General features: G+C 63.6%; 10 protein-coding genes, 2 tRNA genes and 1 riboswitch. Of the genes, 5 read left to right on the forward strand and 7 right to left on the reverse strand.

Going from position 1 to position 16,556, the window contains the following annotated elements; translation table 11 throughout:
- Positions 1–197: 197 nt before the first annotated feature.
- Both SRB521_RS11740 and cysK read left to right on the forward strand, forming a co-directional pair.
- Positions 198–1,076 carry a MetQ/NlpA family ABC transporter substrate-binding protein gene (locus tag SRB521_RS11740; RefSeq protein WP_075703430.1) on the forward strand — a complete coding sequence of 293 codons (879 nt, stop codon included), beginning with the start codon at positions 198–200 and terminating at the stop codon, positions 1,074–1,076.
- 82 nt (positions 1,077–1,158) lie between these two features.
- Complete coding sequence (gene cysK / locus SRB521_RS11745) at positions 1,159–2,082, forward strand: cysteine synthase A (RefSeq protein WP_116721889.1); 924 nt, start codon at positions 1,159–1,161, stop codon at positions 2,080–2,082.
- 133 nt (positions 2,083–2,215) lie between these two features.
- Here the strand turns inward: cysK and SRB521_RS11750 are convergent, their stop codons facing one another.
- From SRB521_RS11750 to SRB521_RS11760, 3 genes are all read right to left on the reverse strand, one after another.
- Positions 2,216–3,271, reverse strand: coding sequence for an LCP family protein (locus SRB521_RS11750; protein WP_116721890.1), 1,056 nt, complete (start codon positions 3,269–3,271; stop codon positions 2,216–2,218).
- A gap of 172 nt (positions 3,272–3,443) precedes the next feature.
- Positions 3,444–3,632 carry a ferredoxin gene (locus SRB521_RS11755; protein WP_058117184.1) on the reverse strand — a complete coding sequence of 63 codons (189 nt, stop codon included), beginning with the start codon at positions 3,630–3,632 and terminating at the stop codon, positions 3,444–3,446.
- A 404-nt stretch (positions 3,633–4,036) separates the two neighbouring features.
- Positions 4,037–4,123 (reverse strand) — tRNA-Leu (locus SRB521_RS11760).
- A 163-nt stretch (positions 4,124–4,286) separates the two neighbouring features.
- Between SRB521_RS11760 and SRB521_RS11765 the strand changes: the two genes are divergently transcribed.
- From SRB521_RS11765 to SRB521_RS11775, 3 genes are all read left to right on the forward strand, one after another.
- A tRNA-Leu gene (locus SRB521_RS11765) sits at positions 4,287–4,373 on the forward strand.
- 169 nt (positions 4,374–4,542) lie between these two features.
- Positions 4,543–4,774: riboswitch (cobalamin riboswitch) on the forward strand.
- Between the two features lie 221 nt (positions 4,775–4,995).
- Complete coding sequence (locus tag SRB521_RS11770) at positions 4,996–6,336, forward strand: outer membrane protein assembly factor BamB family protein (RefSeq protein WP_116721891.1); 1,341 nt, start codon at positions 4,996–4,998, stop codon at positions 6,334–6,336.
- Positions 6,337–6,414: 78 nt separating this feature from the next.
- The gene (locus tag SRB521_RS11775) at positions 6,415–11,172 is read left to right on the forward strand and encodes an S-layer homology domain-containing protein (RefSeq protein ID WP_116721892.1); all 4,758 of its coding nucleotides are present in this window, start codon (positions 6,415–6,417) and stop codon (positions 11,170–11,172) included.
- A gap of 178 nt (positions 11,173–11,350) precedes the next feature.
- Here SRB521_RS11775 and SRB521_RS16210 read toward each other — a convergent pair whose 3' ends face one another.
- Genes SRB521_RS16210 through SRB521_RS11795 form a run of 4 tightly spaced genes read right to left on the reverse strand, consistent with a single transcriptional unit; the run spans position 11,351 to position 16,438 of the window.
- A complete protein-coding gene (locus SRB521_RS16210; protein ID WP_165366632.1) occupies positions 11,351–12,355 on the reverse strand; it encodes a homing endonuclease associated repeat-containing protein in 1,005 nt (334 codons plus the stop codon).
- Positions 12,356–12,406: 51 nt separating this feature from the next.
- Positions 12,407–15,067 (reverse strand): ATP-binding cassette domain-containing protein, encoded by a 2,661-nt coding sequence (locus tag SRB521_RS11785; protein ID WP_075703423.1) that lies wholly within the window; start codon positions 15,065–15,067, stop codon positions 12,407–12,409.
- On the reverse strand, positions 15,064–15,612 hold the full coding sequence (locus SRB521_RS11790) for a DUF2284 domain-containing protein (RefSeq protein WP_058117179.1): 549 nt from the start codon (positions 15,610–15,612) through the stop codon (positions 15,064–15,066). Before SRB521_RS11790 ends, SRB521_RS11785 begins: the two co-directional genes overlap by 4 nt.
- Positions 15,605–16,438 (reverse strand): energy-coupling factor transporter transmembrane component T, encoded by an 834-nt coding sequence (locus SRB521_RS11795; RefSeq protein ID WP_116721894.1) that lies wholly within the window; start codon positions 16,436–16,438, stop codon positions 15,605–15,607. The genes SRB521_RS11790 and SRB521_RS11795 overlap by 8 nt, the downstream gene beginning before the upstream one ends.
- Positions 16,439–16,556: the final 118 nt, after the last annotated feature.

Below are 16,556 nucleotides of genomic sequence, written 5' to 3' on the forward strand. Positions count from 1 at the left end.
CATAGCGCAGGCGTATCGGATTCTCCTGTACGCTCCAAGGCCCCGGCCGTGAGGTCCGGGCGAAACAAGGTGGTACCACGAAGCGAAATGCTCTCGTCCTTGATGCAGTGGCATCGAGGGCGTTTTTTTGTCCCTTGCCGGCGATATACCCTGGTTCTCATGGTTCAAAATGTATCATAAGAATAGGAGAATGAAACATGAAAAAGCTCGTCTCTCTGCTCCTCACCGGCGCTCTGGCCTGCGGCCTGTTGGCCGGCTGCGGCGGCAACGCCGCCAGTACGCCCGCCCCTGCCGACACCACCGCACCTGTGGACACCACTGCTCCCGCCGAGACCAATCCCCTAGATGGCACCGTGCTGAAGGTGGGCGCCACCCCCGCCCCCCACGCCGAGATTCTGGAAGTGGTGAAAGACCTGCTGGCGCAGCAGGGCATTACCCTGGAGATCGTGGAGTTCAACGACTATATCCAGCCCAACCTGGCCGTGGAGGACGGCTCCCTGGACGCCAACTACTTCCAGCACATCACCTACATGAATGAGTTCAACGAGAGCGATGGCACCCACCTGGTGAGCGCGGCCGAGATCCACTATGAGCCCTTCGGACTCTACGCGGGTAAGACCTCCTCCATCTCCGACCTGGCCGACGGCGCCCAGATCGCCGTGCCCAACGACACCACCAACGAGGCCCGCGCCCTGCTGCTGCTGGAGCAGGAGGGGCTCATCACCCTCAAGGAGGGCGCCGGCATCACCGCCACCAAGGCCGACATCGCGGAGAACCCCAAGAACCTGGACATCGTTGAGCTGGAAGCCAGTCAGCTCCCCGTGCGCCTGGCCGACGTGGACATGGCCGTCATCAACGGCAACTACGCCATCGACGCCGGCCTGAAGGTCTCCGACGCCGTGGCCATCGAGGCCGCCGACGGTGAAGCCGCCTCCGCCTATGTCAATGTGCTCGCCGTCGAGGAGGGCCGTGAGAATGATCCCGCCATCCAGGCCCTGGCTGCGGCCATGACCAGCCAGGAGGTCAAGGACTTCATTAATGACACCTATGACGGCGCCGTGGTCGCCGTATTCTGATCAAATCCCCATGGGAGGACCCGCCCGCCCTGCGGACGGGTTTTCCCAACACCAAAAATCATACTAAATTGGAGGGAATACTATGAAAATCGCCCCTGTGCTCACCGATCTGATCGGCAACACCCCCCTGCTTGCCCTGGACCGTTACGCCCCCGGCGCCCACATCCTGGCCAAGCTGGAGTCCTTCAATCCCCTCTCCTCCGCCAAGGACCGGGCGGCCCTCTATATGATCCGTGACGCCGAGGCCAGAGGCCTTCTGAAGCCGGACACCGTCATCGTGGAGCCCACCAGCGGGAACACCGGCGTAGGTCTTTCCTACATTGCGGCCATCCGGGGCTACCGCATCATCCTCACCATGCCGGAGACCATGAGCCTGGAGCGGCGGAACCTCTTGGCCGCCCTGGGAGCTGAACTGGTGCTCACCCCCGGCGCCGAGGGCATGAAGGGCGCCATCGCCAAGGCGAACGAACTGCTCACCACCCTGCCGTCGGCCTGGATGCCCGGCCAGTTTGACAACCCCGCCAACGCCACCGCCCACTATGAGACCACCGGGCCTGAGATCTGGCGGGACACCGACGGGACCGTGGATATCCTGGTGGCGGGCGTGGGAACCGGCGGCACCCTCACCGGCGCAGGCCGCTTCCTGAAGGAGCAGAAGCCCGGCATCCGCCTGGTGGCGGTAGAGCCCGCCGAATCCCCCGTCCTCTCCGGCGGGAAGGCCGGCCCCCACAAGATCCAGGGCATCGGCGCCGGCTTTGTGCCCAAGGTCCTGGATCTGTCGCTGGTGGACGAGGTCCTCACCATCCCCAGCGCGGAGGCGCTGGAGGCCGGAAGGGCCTTGGTGAGGACCGAAGGGCTGCTGGTGGGCATCTCCTCCGGTGCGGCCGCACGTGCGGCCGCGCTCCTGGCCGCACGGCCTGAGAATGCCGGAAAGACCATCGTCGTCGTCCTGCCGGACACCGGGGAGCGCTATCTCTCCACAGAGCTTTTCCGGAGAGACTCCTGACGACGGCCCGCCGGGCGGAGCACCCGCCGTCTCTCCCTGCTTTTCCAGGCCGCCTGATCCAAGCAGCATCAAACCAGAAATGAGAAATGAGCGCCGCAGAATTTTTATTCTGCGGCGCTCACGCTGTTGATTCCTATTTTACCTGAAACATGTTGGTCATATCCAGGGTGATCTCGGTGGTGTAGGGATTCAGGAGCTCGTTGAATATCTCCAGGCATCCCTCCCGATCCAACTGATAGCACCAGGATACGCCGTTATAGCGCGCGTCTCCGTTGCCGGGCAGGGTGCCGGTGGAGACCCCGGTGCCGAAGTCCACACCCACTGCCTGGGTGGCAAACCAGGCGATATCCGTGGCCGACAGATCTGTCTTTACGTTCTGGGTGAAAATATCCACAAAGTTATTGAAGAGGCTCAGGCTGGACCAGGAGAGGACTTTTTTTGCAATGGCGGTGAGCATCTTCTGCTGAGTCTGGGTCCGGCCCACATCGGTGTAGCCGCTGCCGTCATTGTTGTGGCGAAAACGGACCACCTCCAGGGCCTGCTGGCCGTTGAGATGCTGCATCCCCTCCTTGTAGTGGATGTAGAGCTCCTGGTCGGGGGTGGAATCATCATAATCCATATCGCAGGGGACGTAGAAATCAATGCCCCCCACCGCATCCACCAGGGCCTTGAATGCCCTGATGTTCACCGTCATATAGTGGTCGATGGGGATGCCTATGAGATCGGAGACCGTCTCTTTCAGGGCCTCGATCCCGCCGGAGCCATAGACGGCGTTGATCTTCGGAAAGCTGCGGTCTACCAGGGTATCTCTGGGGATGGAGACCACGCCCACCTTCTGCTCCGCTGTGTCGTAGGCCGCCACCATGATGGTGTCGGTGTTTCCGCCCCCCACGTCGGTGGCGGCCAGCAGAAAGGTATAGAAGCCCTCCTTGCGCACCAGGGGCACGGGTGTGGGGGTGGCCGCGCTTTCATCCTCCGGCGTGTCCGGATCGTCGGAAGCCGGGGCACGGGAAGGGATTGAGGTGGTCGGAGGCGCCGCCTGTTCCGGCGGGCGGACCAGGGCCTTGAACCCGCAGAAAAACACCACGATGAGGACGGAGACAGCCACGGCGGTCCGGTACAGCGCCCGACCAAGCCGCCGCACCCCGGAGGCCTTTCGCCGTTTCTTTTTCAGTAGACGCCTCGCCAAACTCCGCTCACCCTCTCGATTATGTCAACGGATATCAGTATATCCGCTCCACGGTCGTTGGGCAAGCAAAAGTTTTATATTTCACAAAATTTTTATCTTTTTCCCCGCAGGTGGAGGATCGGGTCCATATCCTGTTCCGGCGCCGTGATCGGCTTCCGGTGTCTGACCGCCCTCAGTCCTCGATGTGGATAACGGCCACCGGGCATCCGTCGGCCGCCATCCTGACCTGCTCCTCATTCTCCCCGGTCGGCGCGCGGTATACCTCCGCCAGTCCGTCGTCCGCCATCTGAAAAACCTCCGGGCAGGTCCCGGCGCACAGCCCGCAGCTGATGCACCCATCCCGATCTATCATGACCTTCATCTCTTACTCTGCCTCCTTGTTTTAACGGCCTGTTCTGAAATCCTGAAACCATGCCCGCCGCCAGGGCGCAGCCGTCCCGGCGTTTGAGCGGGCCCGCGCTTTTCAGCCAGGTCTCAGGTTCCCGCATAGTATGGCTGCGCCGCGTTCAGGCTATTCATTTTTCCCATAAGCCGGTAAAAACAAACTCCCCCCATCCTGCGGCCCGGAGCGCAAGGAAACGGCACGACAAAACGTCGTGCCTCACTTCTTGTTTTGTTGTTGGTTCGAGCGGCGATATGGCGCCGCTCCGCTCACAACCCGGCGCAGCGTTCGTGATTGGGAAAGGGGGAGCAGAGGAGCGGGCGGATGACGTTTTTTTGCCATAGGCAAAAAAACGTCGGAGCAAAGTTCACTTTGCTCCGACGTGGTGCGGCTGGCGGGAGTCGAACCCGCACGCCCATACGGACACAAGCACCTCAAGCTTGCCAGTCTACCAGTTCCAGCACAGCCGCAGATCACAGCAACTCAACAAGCTGCCTGATTATTATATTGCGTTTGGCCCTGTTTGTCAACTCAATTTTTTCTCCCGCACGCAAAAAAACAGCGAAAAAAGTGTTGACACCGGGGACATCCTATGGTAGTATATTTCTTGCGCTGAACGGCGCAAAACCACTTGCGCGAGTGGTGGAATTGGTAGACTCGCTGGCTTCAGGTGCCAGTGTTCGCAAGGACGTGCGGGTTCGACTCCCGCCTCGCGCACCACGCCGGAGCAAAGTTCGCTTTGCTCCGGCTTTTTTATGCCCGCGGCAAAAACGCACGTCGTCCGTCATCTTTCGAGATTTTGTGGATTTTGTAAAAATGGGACATCCCCCTTGACTTTTAAGGGTTACGTTGTATAATAAAAGGCGACAGAAATCCAGAAATAACCTTACAACTTTATAACGTGCATTGTGCCCCTGCGCCTGGGACCCGGGCAGGCGCAGGGATGAGGGAATTTCGGTGAGACTCCGGAGCTATTCCGTATCCGTGTGTGCATGAGGCTGTTGTTCGCGGCGTGAGCCGGCCATTGGGGGGACCCCGAGAAGGTGGAGCAGCAGACGTGGGCCCCTGTGCCGGGGCCCGGAAGCATAAGCCGGTAGACCTACAGTGTTCGAGACCGCGTCCGCGTTGTGCGGGTGCGGAGATTGTCTACGGGAACAAACGGCCGTGACGAATGGAAGTACATTCGTCGCGGCCGTTTTCTATTTTTCGGGCGTGGCCCGCGGCTTTCTAGGGGCCGCCGGAGCGCCGGTGCGCCTTGCAAATTCAATAGAGAAAGGAGACATGCCCACAGATCAACTGCGATCCCGTTCCCAAAATATATGTATGTGAAAGGAAGGGTAACATGCAAACGAAACTGAACCTGAGAAAAGTCCTCGCCCTGGGCGCCACCCTGGCTATGCTGGCCACCAGCGCCCTCGCCTCCTCCACCAGCTCCTGGCCCGTCTACGGCGGGAACGCCAACCACAACAGCGTGGTCAGCGGCGCGCCCACCTCGTCCCCCACAGTCGCAGAAATCAACCTGCTTAACGCGAACAGCGGCTGGGACGGCGTGGACACCGTGCCCGTGATGGAAACCGTGGACGGCGTGACCTACGCCTATGTGCTCTATGACGGACATGCGGCCGGCTCCCACCTGGCAAAATTCAATTGCGGTACGGCGATCAGCAACACTGGGAGCAGCGGCGACGCGATCTATGCCGCCGCAAAGGAATGGGACGTACAGCTTGGGAGCGCCTCCGGCTTCCAGCTCTCCACCCCGGTCCTCTATGGAGGCAAAGTGTATGTGGCCACCAACGGCGGCGAGGTCTACGCCGTGGACACCAGTAACGGCGCAAAATCGCTGGTCGTTTCGGTGAGCACGGGCCAGATCAACACCCCGCTGACCATCTATGACGATTATCTCTACTTCGGCACCTGGGTCGGCAACGGCACCATCGAGGGCGCCACGGCGCCGGGCCGCTACTACCAGGTGGCTCTGAATGACACCGACAACGTACAGTCCGTGTCCTCCATCGCCAAGGGCTTCTACTGGGCCGGGGCCGTGGTGTCCGGCAGCTACATCTACTTCGGCGGCGACGGCGGCTATCTGTACTACCGCCCGGTGGGAAGCGGCTTCGGGACCACCTCCGACACGGATATTCAGAGCACCAGCCTGAACCTGGCTACCGACACGGACGGCGCGTCCGACGTGGGCAACATCCGGTCCACCGTCATGCTGGACGGCGGCAAGCTGTACTTCACCAGCCAGGGCAAATACCTCTGGTGCTGCACCATCGGCAGCAGCGGCGCCCCCGCCATCAGTTGGAAGGCCTCCCTGGGCGGCACCTCCACCTCCACCCCCACCAAGGTGGGCGACCGCATCTACGTGGGCTACTACTCCGGCTTCAGTGCCGGCGGCGTTCAGTGCGTCGGCGCCAGCGGGAGCCATACCGTGGCCACGGTGGCCTCCGGCTTCCCGGTCCAGAGCTCCATCCTGGTCCAGGGCGCCGGCACCGGCACCGACTACCTGTACTTCAACACCAACTCCGGCTCCGGCGCGGGCTACTGCTACAGCTACAACGGCAGCGCCGGCGCTTCGGTGTGGTCCACCAGAGGCGACACCTACGCCCTGGGCGGCATGGCCTGTGACAACGGCTACCTCGTCTTTGGCAACGATAAGAATCACCTGTACGTGGTGAAATAATCCCAGGGACCGTCGCCGGGGCGGTCGACCGCCCCGGCGACGGATTTTCCCATATTCTAGAGAGAGGTGAAGGAATTGATGAAAAGGCGACTGCTGTCCCTGTTCCTGGCCCTGACCCTGCTCCTGTCCCTGTGCGCCCCCACCGCCTGGGCCCAGGAGCCTACAAGCGAGCAAATCAAGTTTGTCATCGACCTGACCGGCTATACCGGTGAGGTCGACAATGGACTTCAATATAGGCCCTCTGGTTCGAACTCATTTACTCCGATCTCCATCACCCCCGGCCAGAAAAACGAATTCTTTCTGTCGACCGGGGATAGTCTTTCTCCTGGTAATTCGCAACTCACCTTTACCACCCAGACAGTGAAGGAGTGGCGTGTGTCTGTCACCGGCCTGGATGACTTCGAAAACTATCTGCTGACGGATGATTCGACAGGCAAACAGACTCTGTATTATAAAAAGACGACATCCGTATCATCTAATTCCTATCAACTCTGTAGTGTCGAGGGCAACGTCTTCACTCTCCACTGGATCCCTCGCGGTGTATCAAGAATATTTGGGGAAGCCTATTGGGGTAAGGGCGGCCAGACCGTCAAGATCACCCCCACCTTTATGACGAGCCAATATTCTCTCACCGCAGCGCCCGATGACTCGGTCAAGGGCTCTGTCTCCGCCACCGTTACGGGAACCGACGTCTATACCCTCCGGGCCACGCCCGGCGAGGGGTACTCCTTTGACTACTGGCGGAACGGAGCCTACGACGCATATCCCGACGACCCGGTGTATCAGATCCGGGAGAACCCCTATACCACCCCGGCGCTGACCCAGGATGCGCGCTACACCGCCTATTTCCGGAAGAGCCATACTCCCACCGTGTCCGCCTCCCCGGCGGAGGCGGGGACCGTGTCGGCGAAGCAGTTGCGCGAAGACACCTGGAGGCTGTCCGCCTCCGACGGCGAAATGGGCTATACCTTCCAGTGCTGGAACCGGGACGGCTATGCCCAGGACGACCCGGTGTACCGGCTGACCAACCAGATAGTGGAGGTGACCCTGGACGGGGACGCGGCCTACACCGCCTATTACGCTCCCAAGCAGGTCACCGGCGTGGCCATCACAGGGGCCGGCTGGGGGGGGAACTATGGCTCCGACGCCGGGGACCTCCCCATCTATGCGGGGACCCGCGCCACCGTGTCTGTCCAGATCGCGAGCAACACTTCTATTTATCGTTTGCCAAACAGCCATTTGGCGGTGTACGCCGGGGATCAGGCCGCCGTGGAGGCCGGGACCGCCGCCCTCCTGGGCCAGGAGGACAGCGGAGAGTCTGGGCTGGGCAGTACCATTTCCGTGGCGGTGTGGCCCCAGGGGGTGGAGCGGATCACCGCCGTGGCCTGGACCGACGGGTTTGAAAAGCACTATGACACCATGGCCGTGAAGACCGCCGCTGTGGACGCGCTGGACCTCACCTGGCTCTCCTCCCCCCAGGCGTACCGCACCTCCGCCGGCTCCGCCATCAACCACCCCGCCTTCACTGATGTGGCGGCCTTCGTGGACCGGCAGACCGGGCAGCCCGCCCTCTACGCCGCCGGTCTCGGCGGCGTGTTCAAGCTGGACTACGGCGGCAAGACCGACCTGGTCCCCATGGCCGGCCTGGAGGACCTGGGCAACGGCGGGGACAACTCCTCCTACTGCTCCTACGTCCTGGGAGTGGGGGGGCCCGACGCGGAGACCCTGACCGCCTTTGTGAAGGTGGCGCAGCTCAACGATTGGGGCGGTGCCGACCGCACCTATGAGCTGCGCCGGTACGACGCCGCCCAGGGAAGCTGGATCACGGTGGAGGGCTCCCAGATGCCCACCACGGTGAGCTGGCCCGGCGACGACTGGGACTACCCCGTCCTGGTGCTGGACGGGGACGACGTGTGGACCGGGCGCGCCCACTGGGACGGCGCCGAATGGACGAACCACGACTACCACTTCACCGCCTTCTTCCAGGGGGAGGACGGCGCCGCCTATGCCACCAACCAAGATACATGGGCTCAGTATTCCTCCTACCGCTATGACGACGGCGCCTGGACCAAGCTGGAGGACCTGCCCGGCGCCCTGGTCGGCGCCTCCCCCGACGGGAAGCTGCTGGTGGGTCTGGGGACCTGGCAGTATGGCGGCTTGTGGACGGAGGGCTACGCCGTGGTGGAGGACGGCAAGACCACCGCCTCCTACCCCGCCGTGAGCTACTCCGCCCTGGGCGGCTACTGGACCCCTGCCGGCTGCACCGTCTCCAACCAAACCCTCGCCCCTGCGGCCATCGGCTTCGGCGGGGACGGCGCGGTGTACGCCGCCGTGAACATACTCTCGAGCGGCAGCTACCTCCTCCGGGCCGGTGAAGCCGGCTGGCAGCCCATGGACACCTCGGAGGCCTTCGACGCGGCGGGCGCCTCGGACGCGTATACCCGCCCCACCGCCATCAGCCGGATCACCGCCGCCGCCGAGGGCGTGACCCTCTTCTACGGCACCGACGGCGCGATGTATCTCCAGACCGCCGATTTCACCATCACCTTCCACTCCAACGGCGGCAGCGATGTGGCCCCCGTGACGGGCCAGGCGTGGAGCGCCGTCTCCGTGCCCAGGCCCACCCGCGATGGGTACACCTTCGCCGGGTGGTACTATGACAACGACACCTTTGAAAAGCCCTGGAGCGAGACGGTCATCCCCGCCTCCAACCTGGACCTCTACGCCAAGTGGACCAAGAGCGGCAGCGTGATCGACCCCGACAAGGACCCCTATCACGAGGACCGCCAGAAGGCCCTGGCCCAGTTGGATGAGGCCCTGAACCGTATGGACCGGAAGGACTACAGCGAGGACAACTGGAAGACCATCCTCCTGGAGTATGAAAACGGCGTATACGCCATCGGCGTCGCCAAGCCCAAGCCCGTCAGCGACGACATCGACGACGTCAACCAGGCCATCTACAACACCATCTATAAGGCCCTCAACGCCGCCATCAACCGCATGAACGCCGTGCCCGTGCAGTCCGTGGGGAACATCACCGTGGCCGTCTCCGTGGACGCCAACACCATCGGCCTGGGCTATCTGGTCCGGCCCACCCTGGTGACGGTGCCCAAGTACACCCGCGCCTCCGTGGTGCTCACCGACCTCCTCACCGCAAACGGCTACCGCTGGGAGAACACCGGCACCATCGAAAGCAGCTTCTATCTGGCACAGATCAAGCCCGTGGATCAGACCGACGCCAAGCCCGCCGACTTCCTGCTGGAGCTCAAGGACTTCACCTTCAACGAGGACGACAAGAAGGACAAGAAGCTGGGCGAGTTCGACTACAACAGTTGGTCCGGCTGGATGTACTCCACCGGCGACAGCGACAACGACGATTACCCCTCCTTCCCCGGCGTGGGCGCTTCCGAATACCGGATGATCGACGGCGAGGTCATGCGCTGGCAGTTCACCTGCTACGGCTACGGCGCGGACCTCAACGCGGACAACTCCGCCTGGGGCACCGCCAGCGTGGTCCCCGAGCTGGGCAACAAGAGCGCGCTCACCTGGGAGGTGGCCGCCCTCCGCAAGGAGACCAAGGACGCCGAGCTGGAGAAGGATGAGAACTTCGTCAAGGCCATCGCGGTCCTGGAGAACCCCGCCGCCACCCAGAGCGAGATCGACGCGGCCTATCAGGCCCTCACCGGCCAGGGCGGAGGAGGCTCCGGCGGCGGAGGAGGCTCCGCCATCACCACCCAGCCCTCGGTCACCGTGGACGAAAGCGGCGAGGCCAAGGTGGAGATAAGCGCCGAGGATATGGCCGCCATCGTGGAGCGCACCAAGGAGGACAACGCCGAGCGCATCATCATCGATCCCGACGTGGACGGCGCCCCCAACAAGATCACCGTGGTCCTGCCCAAGGAGTCCGTGGCCTCCATCGCCAAGGACACCAAGGCCGCCCTGGTGGTCAAGGCCGGCGCCGCAGACGTCACCGTTCCCACCGCCGCCCTCTCCGATCTGGCGGGCCGGGACGGCAAGACCGTCTCCATCTCCGCCGAGACCCTCAAGGATAAAAGCGGCAAGGCCACCGGACAGGTCCGCGTGGAGGTCAAGTCCGGCGACACCGTGGTGGAGCAGCTCGCGGGAGGCGTCACCGTCTCCCTCACCGTGTCCGATCCCACCTCCGGGACCGTGCTCATGCTCATCACCGACGAGGGCGCCAAAATTATCAAAAAGTCCAGCCTGGACGGCAAGACCCTCACAGCCAAGCTGGACGGCTCCTGCACCCTCATGGTCAAGGACAACAGCAAGACCTTCTCCGACGTGCCCGACAACTACTGGGGCAAGGACGCCATCGCCTTCGTCACCGCCCGGGAGCTCTTCAACGGGATCAGCGACGACCAGTTCGCCCCCGCCGCGCCCATGACCCGCGCCATGCTGGTCACGGTGCTCCACCGCCTGGAGGACACGCCCGCCGCCAAGGCCGACGCCGCCTTCCCCGATGTGGACGCCGCCGCCTGGTATGCCGACGCGGTGGCCTGGGCCAGCGGGAACGGCATCGTCACCGGCACCGGCTCCGGCTTCGAGCCCGACGGGCAGATCACCCGTGAGCAGCTCGCCACCATCCTCTACCGCTACGCCGACTTCCTGGGTCTGGATACCTCCGCCGCCGGTGCGCTCTCCCAGTTCTCCGACGGAGACAAGGTTTCCGCCTGGGCCGAGGAGGCCATGCAGTGGGCGGTAGGCTCCGGTCTGCTCACCGGCAAGGGCAACGGCACCGTTGATCCCACCGGAAACGCCACCCGCGCCGAGGTGGCCGCCATCCTTCAGCGCATGGTCGCCATGATGGTGAAGTAACCGGCCAAAAATACCGTTGCTGTGCCGGCTGCGGCGCGGCCGGCACAGACCATTCGATCCCATGCGGTACGGGCGGACGCCCCCTCGGGCTCCCCGCCCGTACCGCGTCTTCTTTCAATAGAATAAACGGAAGGGCGCCCCCTGTAGAACCATCTACAGGGGGCGCCCTTCCGTTTGCCTATTCCCGGGGCTCCTTCGTCCCTTGGAACGTCTTTTTCTTTTCAGGCTGAAGGCCCAGTTGAAACAGCGTGTTGGACCACGACCCGCACCATTTTTGCAGGTCCTTGCGCAGCGCCTCAGGCGCCTCCTTTCGCTTGGGAGGCCGCCCCAGCTTCTCCGCCAGCCGCCGCACCTCCTCCAGCTCCCTCTTCGCCCGCTCATCCAGATTGAGCACCTTATAATAGCACTCGTGCAGGACCGTGCGGTGCCGCTTTGTGCCTTTATTGGTGTTGCTCAGGACGGTCCCGGAAAAGGGCGTGATATGGGCCACCGGCTCCAGCCCGATCTGATAGAGCGTATTTCTCCAGGATCCGCAACGTGCGATCAGTTTTTTTCGGAGCGGCTCCTCCACTTCGCTCCGCAGCGGGGCCCGCCCCAGCGCCCGCGCCTGCTCCAGCAGTTTTTCCAGCATCGCGCGGTACTCCGGCTCCAGGTCCCCGATGGGGTGCACGGTATCCTCCCAATGGATGCCCGCCGCGGTGAGGACCTGATTCCAGGTCTGATAATACTTCGCCAGGTCTCCCAACTCGTCCTGAAAGTCCTTTGGATGGGGAATGCGCCCCAATTGGATGCCCCGCTCCCGCACCAGCTCCAGCAGTTCCCGGTGGTGCTTGCGCTCCGCCTCCATCCTGGCCATCGATGTGCCGCCTCTCCCGGCCGCTTTGCTCAGACCTGCCTTTTGAAGGGCATAGGGCCACTTTTCAAACCGCCGTTTCAAATAGCACCGGTAGACCCAAAAGACCTCCCGTTGGGCGGGAGAGTGGCCCAGCTGTTCCGCCGTTTTCCGCACCACATTCAAAAGTTCCTCATCTGTAAAACTCTCATAGAGCAGCTTCCCCGCCGCTGTCTGGAGAGAGTATTCGTCAAGTTCCTCCTCAGACGCCTCGCTTTCTGTCTCGGACGGGTCGGTACACGCCGCCGCAAGCTGCGCAAGCCGCCTCTTTTTCTCTTCCAAGTTGGTCATACTCTTTCCTCCACACAGGAATTGGCGCCCGTTGTCCGCCGCCGCGTGCGCTCATGGCGTCTCGGTCTCTATCAGCCCGTATTTGACCTTGATGCGGTCCAGCTTTTCCAGCATGGGCTCCGCGGCAAACCAGAGAAAGAGGAAGGTGGCGGAGGCGTGGACCAGGTCCATGGGGAAGCCCGTGATGTAATACACCAGCAGGACCTTCCAGTTGAGCTCACTGGCCCACATGAGCGCCGAAACCGGGTTCATGATGCCGCCGTAGATGAGGATGGCGGCCAGAGCGCCGAAGACACACAGCGACATCCGCGCCCGGCGCAGCAGCCCCTTGCGGAACAGGACGCCGGCCAGGAACCCGATGATGCCCATGGCGAACATCTGCCAGGGCGTCCACGGCCCCTGAGAGAACATGACGTTGGACGTCAGCATGGTCACCGCGCCCACCAGGAACCCGGTCTCCCCCCCGAAGGCCACGCCCGCAATGATGGTCAGCGCCATGACGGGCTTGAACTGGGGCAGCATGAAGAATGCCGCCCGCCCCGCCACTCCGATGGCGCAGAGCACGGCGATGATCACAAGCTCCCTGGCCTGGGGCTTGTGCCCCTCGAAGATGAGGAAAAAGGGCGCCATGCATTCCAGCAGGACCAGCAAGGCGATGAAGTAATATTTTTTGTTGCCCAGATAGTAGACGCCCACAAACAGGGTCACGGGGACAAGCAGCAGAATCATCACCGCCGCCGCCACGGTGCGCTTGGAGAGCCGGCGTTTCCCTCTCGGCACCTGCACCGGCACCGTCGGCGGCCTGGAGCGGCGGCCGATGGCCAGAGCGAAGGCGAACAGGGCGACGATCAGCGCCCCGTAGATACCGGCATAGCCGGCGCCCAGGGCGGTGGCGCCGTCCGCGCCCACCAGGGCCGTGAGGTCGGTGATCCCCAGCGCCTGCAGGAAGGCGGCCGCTGCCACCAGGGCCGAGACCGCCGCGATAGCCTTGCGCCACCAGGGGAGCGGTCCGGGCTTTTTGTCCGGGCTCCTCTCCGCCGGAGGGGGCAGCGGCCCGTCGTCCTCCGGCAGTTGGGGGACAGGGGGCAGCTCACCGCCGCAGGCGGCGATGATGTCCTCCGCCGTTACCGCCTCCGGCATCAGGCTCCGCGCCATGCGGTTTGCGGAGGTGGTGTAAAAGCTGTTGCCGGAGAAAAACGCCCTGGGCGCGGCCTCCGTAACGATGCCGCCGTCAAAGAACAGGGCGCAGCGGTGGGCGTACCTGGCACAGAACTCAATGTCGTGGCTCACCATGAGGATGGTCACACCCCGGCGGAGCAGCGCCTGGAGGATCTCGGCGAACACTTGCTTGAACTCCGCGTCCAGGCCCTTGGTGGGCTCGTCCATCAACAGGATCTCAGGGTCCAGCAGCAGCACCTTTGCCAGCGCCGCCCGCTGCTGCTCGCCGCCGGACAGGTCGTAGGGGTGGCGGTCCAGCAGCTCCTCCAGGCGGCACAGCCGCGCCGCCCATGCCGCCCTGGCCGTCTGGACCTCCCGCGCCATGCGCCGGTCCCTCAGGATCTCAAACAGGTCCTCCCGGACCGTCTTTTTCACAAACAGCGCCTGGGGGTTCTGAGGCAGTACCCCCACTCCCCCATGGGTCCGGACCGATCCCCGGTAGGGCTTGTGCAGTCCCGCCAGCAGCTTGAGGGTGGTGGTCTTGCCCGTGCCGTTGCCGCCCAGGAGGGCCAGGAATTCCCCCTTCCCGACCCGCAGACTCAGGCCCTTCACCACATCGGGCAACTCCTTTTCGTATTTGAACCACAGGTCCTCCGCCTCGATGGCCGCGCCCTCGGGGTAGCTGTGCCGCCGCTCCTTGGGCAGAGGCTCCAGCGGTCGTGAGGCCGCCAGACCTGTGAGCCAGTCCCGCCCCTCCCGCACCGTAACGGGACAGGATGCCGCGTTCTCCACCGCCGCCCACACGCGCATCGCCGTGGGCATCGACAGGAACATGGAGTGGCCCGCCCCCTTCAGGGCTCCGCCCACCTCCTCCGGCGTACCCGTGCACAACAGGCGGCCGCGGTCCATCACCGCCACCCGGGTCGCCAGCGGGAAGGCGTCCTCCAGACGGTGCTCCGTCAGGATCACCGTGGTCCCAAGCTCCCGGTTGATCCGCCCGATGGTCGCCAGGAAGTCCGAGGCGGCGATAGGGTCGAGCTGGCTGGTGGGCTCGTCCAGGATGAGCACGCTGGGCTGCATGGCCATCACCGACGCCAGATTCAGGAGCTGTTTCTGGCCGCCGGAGAGCTCCGTCACATTTTTATAAAACCAGGTCTGGATACCGAAAAAGGACGCCATCTCCGCCACCCGCCGCCGGATGGTGGGCGTGTCGTAGCCCAGGCTCTCCAGACCGAAGGCCAGTTCGTGCCATACCTTGTCCGTCACCACTTGGTTTTCCGGGCTTTGCAGCACGAATCCGATCCGCTCGCTCTGGGTCCGCTGGTCCAGGCCATCCAGCGCCTTCCCCTCGAAGAGTATCTCACCCTCCCGGTGCCCGTGGGGCGCCAGCACCGTCTTGAGCTGGCGCAGCAGCGTGGACTTTCCGCACCCGGAGGGGCCGCAGAGCACCAGGAACTCCCCCTGCGCCACCCGCAGGTCCAGCCCTTCAATGGCCGGCTTTGTCTGCTCCGGATAGTAGAAGGTCAGGCGTTCAATCGAAAATATGTCGTTCATTCGTCCTCCTCCCGGGTCAGCAAGCCGCACACCAGGGTCAGGTAGTCCGGCATCCGGCCGTCCTCGATCCAGAGCAGGGGCTTATGCAGGTAGCGCTCCGCCGTTTCGGCCACGTTGCCGCCCAGCGCCTCGATGGAATAGCGCATTTTTTCCGGGCAGCGGCAGGGCGCGCCGTCCGGACGGGTGCAGCGCGCCCCGCACAAGGTGCAGCTCCCGGCGGACAGGAGCAGAGCGCCGTCCCCGGCGCGCTCCAGCGCAAGTAGTTGGCCCAGCAGCCCCTCCTTCTCCGCCTTCATGCCGCCGAGCAGCCCGTCGGTGTCCGCTCCCGGCGCGGGGACGAGCACACGGGCATACAGATGGAGGGTGTCATATCGGTTCCAGAGCTCCAGCGGGTCAAATTCGAAGGGCGGGCAGGACCAGCGGCGGCCGTAATTGCCGCACTCCCGACAGAAGCCCAAGAATTTTTCCACGTCCACACAGGTGCGCAGATACTCCGCCACGGGGACGCAGGTCTCGATGGTCTGGACGGAATACGCCTCACGCATTGGCCGTTCCCCCTTCCCTTTTCAGCCGCGCCCACACCCGGTCTTCACGGACATTCAGGCCGACCGGCGTCAGGCACAGGGCCAGATATACCAGCAGGAAGCTGATGGGAAAGGGCCCGGGCGGCACGCCCTTGATCGTCGGGAAGTACCGCCAGTAGAGCCCTCCGGCCAGGGCGCCGGACAGGAGATAGAGCCCGCAGAAGGACAGCCACCCCAGCGCCGCGCGGTCCCGGTCATCAAACCGGTAGATGGAAAAGGCGCTGCGCCCCGGCAGGCCGTAGCCGCGGCTCTTCATGCTGTCCGCCGTCTCGATGGCGTTCTCCAGGCACCATGTCACTATGATGGAGAGGATTGTGATCCCGTGGCGCAGCCGCTGTAGCACGCTTCCGTCCGACACGTCCCGCCCCACGCACCGCTGTGCCTCGCTCACCGTGTGGATCTGGGCCTTGAACTTCGGTACGAAGCGCAGCGTCATACTCAGCACCAGGGAGAGGGCCGGGATGATCCGGCCGAAGAGGTAGACGAATTTATCCGACGTCATCACCGCCGTATAACAGGAAAACCACTCGATCACCGCGCACAGCATGGCCGCCGCTGCAAGGCCGTATGCCATGCTCTCCAGGGTCAGCGGATTTCCCGAAGGCAGGTAGGTCAGCAGCGTCGCGCCCTCGTGGTTGAACGCCGGGTTCACCACCGCCGCCAGCAGCAGCATGGGCAGCAGGCCACACAGCTGGAACCGCACCGCCCTCCGACCGCCCAGATAGACGGCGTAGATCAGGGCCGACACCAGTGAGATCCCCAGGCAGACCGGGTGCATAAAGAACATCGTAAAGCCCAGCACCAGCCCGAAGTACAGGAAGTTGACGGCGGGATGGTAGCTGGAAAAGGTATCTCTGTGCCGCGTTTTTCATCACATCCGTTCCAGGGGCGCGGTCTCCCGCGCC

It is taken from the genome of Intestinimonas butyriciproducens (genome assembly GCF_004154955.1).
Lineage (GTDB): Bacteria > Bacillota > Clostridia > Oscillospirales > Oscillospiraceae > Intestinimonas > Intestinimonas butyriciproducens.

What these genes read in the sequence shown, in the direction of transcription:
- SRB521_RS11770 (WP_116721891.1), top strand. Translation starts at nt 4,996, where the DNA reads ATGCAAACGAAACTGAACCTGAGAAAAGTCCTCGCCCTGGGCGCCACC.
- SRB521_RS11755 (WP_058117184.1), bottom strand. Translation starts at nt 3,632, where the DNA reads ATGAAGGTCATGATAGATCGGGATGGGTGCATCAGCTGCGGGCTGTGC.
- SRB521_RS11775 (WP_116721892.1), top strand. Translation starts at nt 6,415, where the DNA reads ATGAAAAGGCGACTGCTGTCCCTGTTCCTGGCCCTGACCCTGCTCCTG.
- SRB521_RS11795 (WP_116721894.1), bottom strand. Translation starts at nt 16,438, where the DNA reads ATGTTCTTTATGCACCCGGTCTGCCTGGGGATCTCACTGGTGTCGGCC.
- cysK (WP_116721889.1), top strand. Translation starts at nt 1,159, where the DNA reads ATGAAAATCGCCCCTGTGCTCACCGATCTGATCGGCAACACCCCCCTG.
- SRB521_RS11740 (WP_075703430.1), top strand. Translation starts at nt 198, where the DNA reads ATGAAAAAGCTCGTCTCTCTGCTCCTCACCGGCGCTCTGGCCTGCGGC.
- SRB521_RS11790 (WP_058117179.1), bottom strand. Translation starts at nt 15,612, where the DNA reads ATGCGTGAGGCGTATTCCGTCCAGACCATCGAGACCTGCGTCCCCGTG.
- SRB521_RS16210 (WP_165366632.1), bottom strand. Translation starts at nt 12,355, where the DNA reads ATGACCAACTTGGAAGAGAAAAAGAGGCGGCTTGCGCAGCTTGCGGCG.
- SRB521_RS11785 (WP_075703423.1), bottom strand. Translation starts at nt 15,067, where the DNA reads ATGAACGACATATTTTCGATTGAACGCCTGACCTTCTACTATCCGGAG.